The 3,193-nt window shown below is 52.9% G+C and carries 3 protein-coding genes; all 3 read right to left on the minus strand.

The genetic code is table 11. The features are described 5' to 3' along the window. The coding region (gene urtD, locus OKB81_RS19785) for an urea ABC transporter ATP-binding protein UrtD (RefSeq protein WP_270805404.1) at positions 1 to 849 on the minus strand (849 nt) is incomplete at its 3' end. Beyond that, complete coding sequence (gene urtC / locus OKB81_RS19790; protein ID WP_103859157.1) at positions 849 to 1,931, minus strand: urea ABC transporter permease subunit UrtC; 1,083 nt, start codon at positions 1,929 to 1,931, stop codon at positions 849 to 851. The genes urtD and urtC, both read right to left, overlap by 1 nt. A 4-nt stretch (positions 1,932 to 1,935) precedes the next feature. Beyond that, a complete protein-coding gene (gene urtB, locus OKB81_RS19795; protein WP_270805405.1) occupies positions 1,936 to 3,108 on the minus strand; it encodes an urea ABC transporter permease subunit UrtB in 1,173 nt (390 codons plus the stop codon). Positions 3,109 to 3,193: the final 85 nt, after the last annotated feature.

The raw sequence follows: 3,193 nt of genomic DNA on the forward strand, positions 1-3,193 counted from the left end.
GTACGACAACAGGTCAACTGAGCGAAATCGGCGCCTGAGAGACTGCTGTCCTGCTTTGGAATTGTGCAACAAGGCCCCTTCGGCCAGCACCGAGCCTTGATGTAATACCGTGACTTTATTGGCAATCGAGCGCACGAAATCCATATCGTGCTCCACCACCACGACGGAGTGTTTGCCCGCCAGCTGTTTCAGCAGTTCAGCGGTGCGTTCCATCTCCTGATGCGTCATTCCTGCCACCGGTTCATCGACAAGCAGCAATTCCGGGCGCTGCATCAGCAGCATGCCAATTTCCAGCCACTGCTTTTGGCCGTGCGACAACACACCCGCTTGGCGATGACGCTCAGCAACCAGACCAATCAGCAGCAGCGTTGCTTCAAGATGATCGCGATCTTCACCAGACAGTTTGCTAACAAAGGTCTGCCAAACGCCTTTATTCCCCGCCATGGCCAGTTCAAGGTTTTCTTCCACCGTAAGCGGTTCAAACACGGTTGGTTTTTGGAATTTACGACCTATGCCTGCTTCAGCTATCGCCGGTTCATCGAGTTCCAACAAGTTGATGTTCTGACCAAACCACGCCGAGCCGGTGTCAGGGCGTGTTTTGCCGGTAATAACATCCATCATGGTGCTTTTACCTGCCCCGTTCGGGCCGATAATGCAGCGCAGTTCGCCTTTGTTGATGTAGAGGTTGAGGTTATTCAGTGCTTTAAAACCGTCGAAACTGACGTTGATATCTTCCAGATAGAGGATCACACCATGCCGTAAATCGAGTTTCACTGGCGCTGGTGGTGCCATCCGTTCGCGCAAGTAGGTCGGTGTTAAGATCGTTTTGGTTTGTGCAAACATGTTCATCACACCGCCTCCTTGCGATTGAATAAACCGGTAACACCTTTTGGCAGGAACAGCGTGACCAACACGAACAGCGCACCCAATGCGTAGAGCCATTCATCAGGCAGAATGCCGGTAAACACCGACTTGGCGTAGTTGACCAAAATTGCGCCGACCACCGCGCCATAAAGCGTCGCCCGGCCACCGACGGCCACCCAGATCACCAGTTCAATCGAGTTCAGCGGAGAAAACTCGCCCGGATTGATAATGCCGACTTGTGGCACATACAGCGCACCAGCAACGCCAGCCAACATGGCGGAGAACACGAAGATCGCGAGTTTGAAATATTCCACCCGGTAGCCCATAAAGCGGGTGCGCATCTCTGCATCGCGGATCGCCACTGCAACACGCCCCAGTTTCGAACCGACAATCACGCGGCAGACCAGATAAGCCAGACAGAGCACAACCGCCGTAATGAGGAATAACGCCGCACGAGTTGCATCGTCGGTCAGACTAAAACCGATGATGTCTTTGAAGTCGGTTAAGCCGTTATTACCACCAAAACCCATTTCATTGCGGAAGAACGCCAGCAGCAGTGCGTAGGTCATTGCCTGCGTCATGATCGACAGATAAACGCCGGTCACACGCGAGCGAAACGCCAGCCAGCCGAACACAAACGCGAGCAAGCCCGGAACCAGCACCACCATCAGCATGGCAAACCAGAAATGGTTCATGCCATACCAGAACCATGGCAGTTCATGCCAGTTCAGGAACACCATGAAATCTGGCAAAATCGGATCGCCATACACTCCGCGCGTGCCGATCTGACGCATCAGATACATGCCCATCGCGTAGCCACCCAGCGCAAAAAAAGCGCCGTGACCGAGACTTAAAATGCCGAGATAACCCCAGACCAAATCAAGCGCCACGGCAAGCAGGGCGTAACACAAATACTTGCCTAACAGCGTCACAGTGTTGGAACCGACATACAGCGCGCTGTCATGTGGCAACAGCAGGTTTGATAACACCACCAGCACCGAGCCAACCAGAATGGCACTGAGCAAACTCAGGCCCGCTTTATCTTTGAATACAGAATTAAATAGCATGTTTTTAGCCCTCAACCGCACGGCCACGTTGCGGAAACAGCCCGCGCGGGCGTTTCTGAATAAACAGAATGATCGCAACCAGAATCAGGATTTTTGCCAGCACAGCACCGGCATACGGTTCCAACAGTTTATTCGCCACACCCAGTGACAGACCCGCCACCAACGTGCCCCATAAATTGCCGACACCGCCAAACACCACCACCATGAAGGAGTCGATGATGTAACCCTGCCCTAAGTTCGGGCCAACGTTGGTCAGCTGAGACAACGCCACACCAGCAATACCAGCGATGCCTGATCCCAGACCGAAAGTTCTGGCATTCACCCAATCTGAGCGAACACCCATGTTGCGAGCCATAGCGCGGTTTTGCGAAACCGCGCGTACTTCCAACCCCAAACGACTGCGTTTCAGCAACCACATCAGGCCAGCAAAAACCAACAGGCTAAACAGAATGATGAACATGCGGTTCAGGGTCAGCGACAGGAAGTCGTTCCACACCCATGTGCCACTCATCCACGAAGGCATAACCACACTTTGGTTCAGCGGGGAGAAAATTGAGCGCACCGCTTGTTGTAACAGCAGGCTGATCCCGAAGGTTGCCAGCAGGGTTTCGAGCGGGCGGCCATATAAGAAACGGATCACACTGCGCTCAATGACAATGCCGACTAAGCCCGAGACACAAAATGCCGCAGGAATAGAGAGAAGTAACGCAATCCCCGGTTCATTCGGTAATAGTTTTTGCATCACGAAGGTGGTGTAGGCACCCAGCATCATCATCTCGCCATGCGCCATGTTGATCACGCCCATTACACCAAAGGTGATCGCCAGACCAATGCCTGCTAACACTAAAATGGAACCGAGGCTGATACCGAAATAGAGGGTTTCAATGCCACTGTAAAATGACTGACTGCGTTCGAGCTTTTTCACCGCTGCTGCGGCGGCGGATTTCACTTTGGCATCGGTATCGTTCTGAGCAACGGATTTCAGCCGCCATACTACTTCTGGGTTATGCACTTCACTGAGTGCATCGACTGCGCTCAGGCGCACCACAGCATCGCTATCGACTAATTTGCTGAATGCGATCACCATGTCATAGGCGGCTAATACCTTGGCATCGGTCTCTTTTTGTTGATGGGCAATCAGCGCAGCACGATCGGAATCAGCTACCTTCCCCAACATCGATTTCACTGCAGGGCCGACGCATGATCATTCTTTGCGCTAGTTGATCAAGTATCGATCAGTTGAGCGGCGCCAAGTACGATTT

It is taken from the genome of Aeromonas sp. QDB56 (genome assembly GCF_027705505.1).
In the GTDB taxonomy this organism is placed as follows: Bacteria; Pseudomonadota; Gammaproteobacteria; order Enterobacterales; family Aeromonadaceae; genus Aeromonas; species Aeromonas caviae.

Bases quoted from the DNA above. Each gene is read 5' to 3' on its own strand.
- urtC (WP_103859157.1), bottom strand. From the start codon at position 1,931: ATGCTATTTAATTCTGTATTCAAAGATAAAGCGGGCCTGAGTTTGCTC.
- urtB (WP_270805405.1), bottom strand. From the start codon at position 3,108: ATGTTGGGGAAGGTAGCTGATTCCGATCGTGCTGCGCTGATTGCCCAT.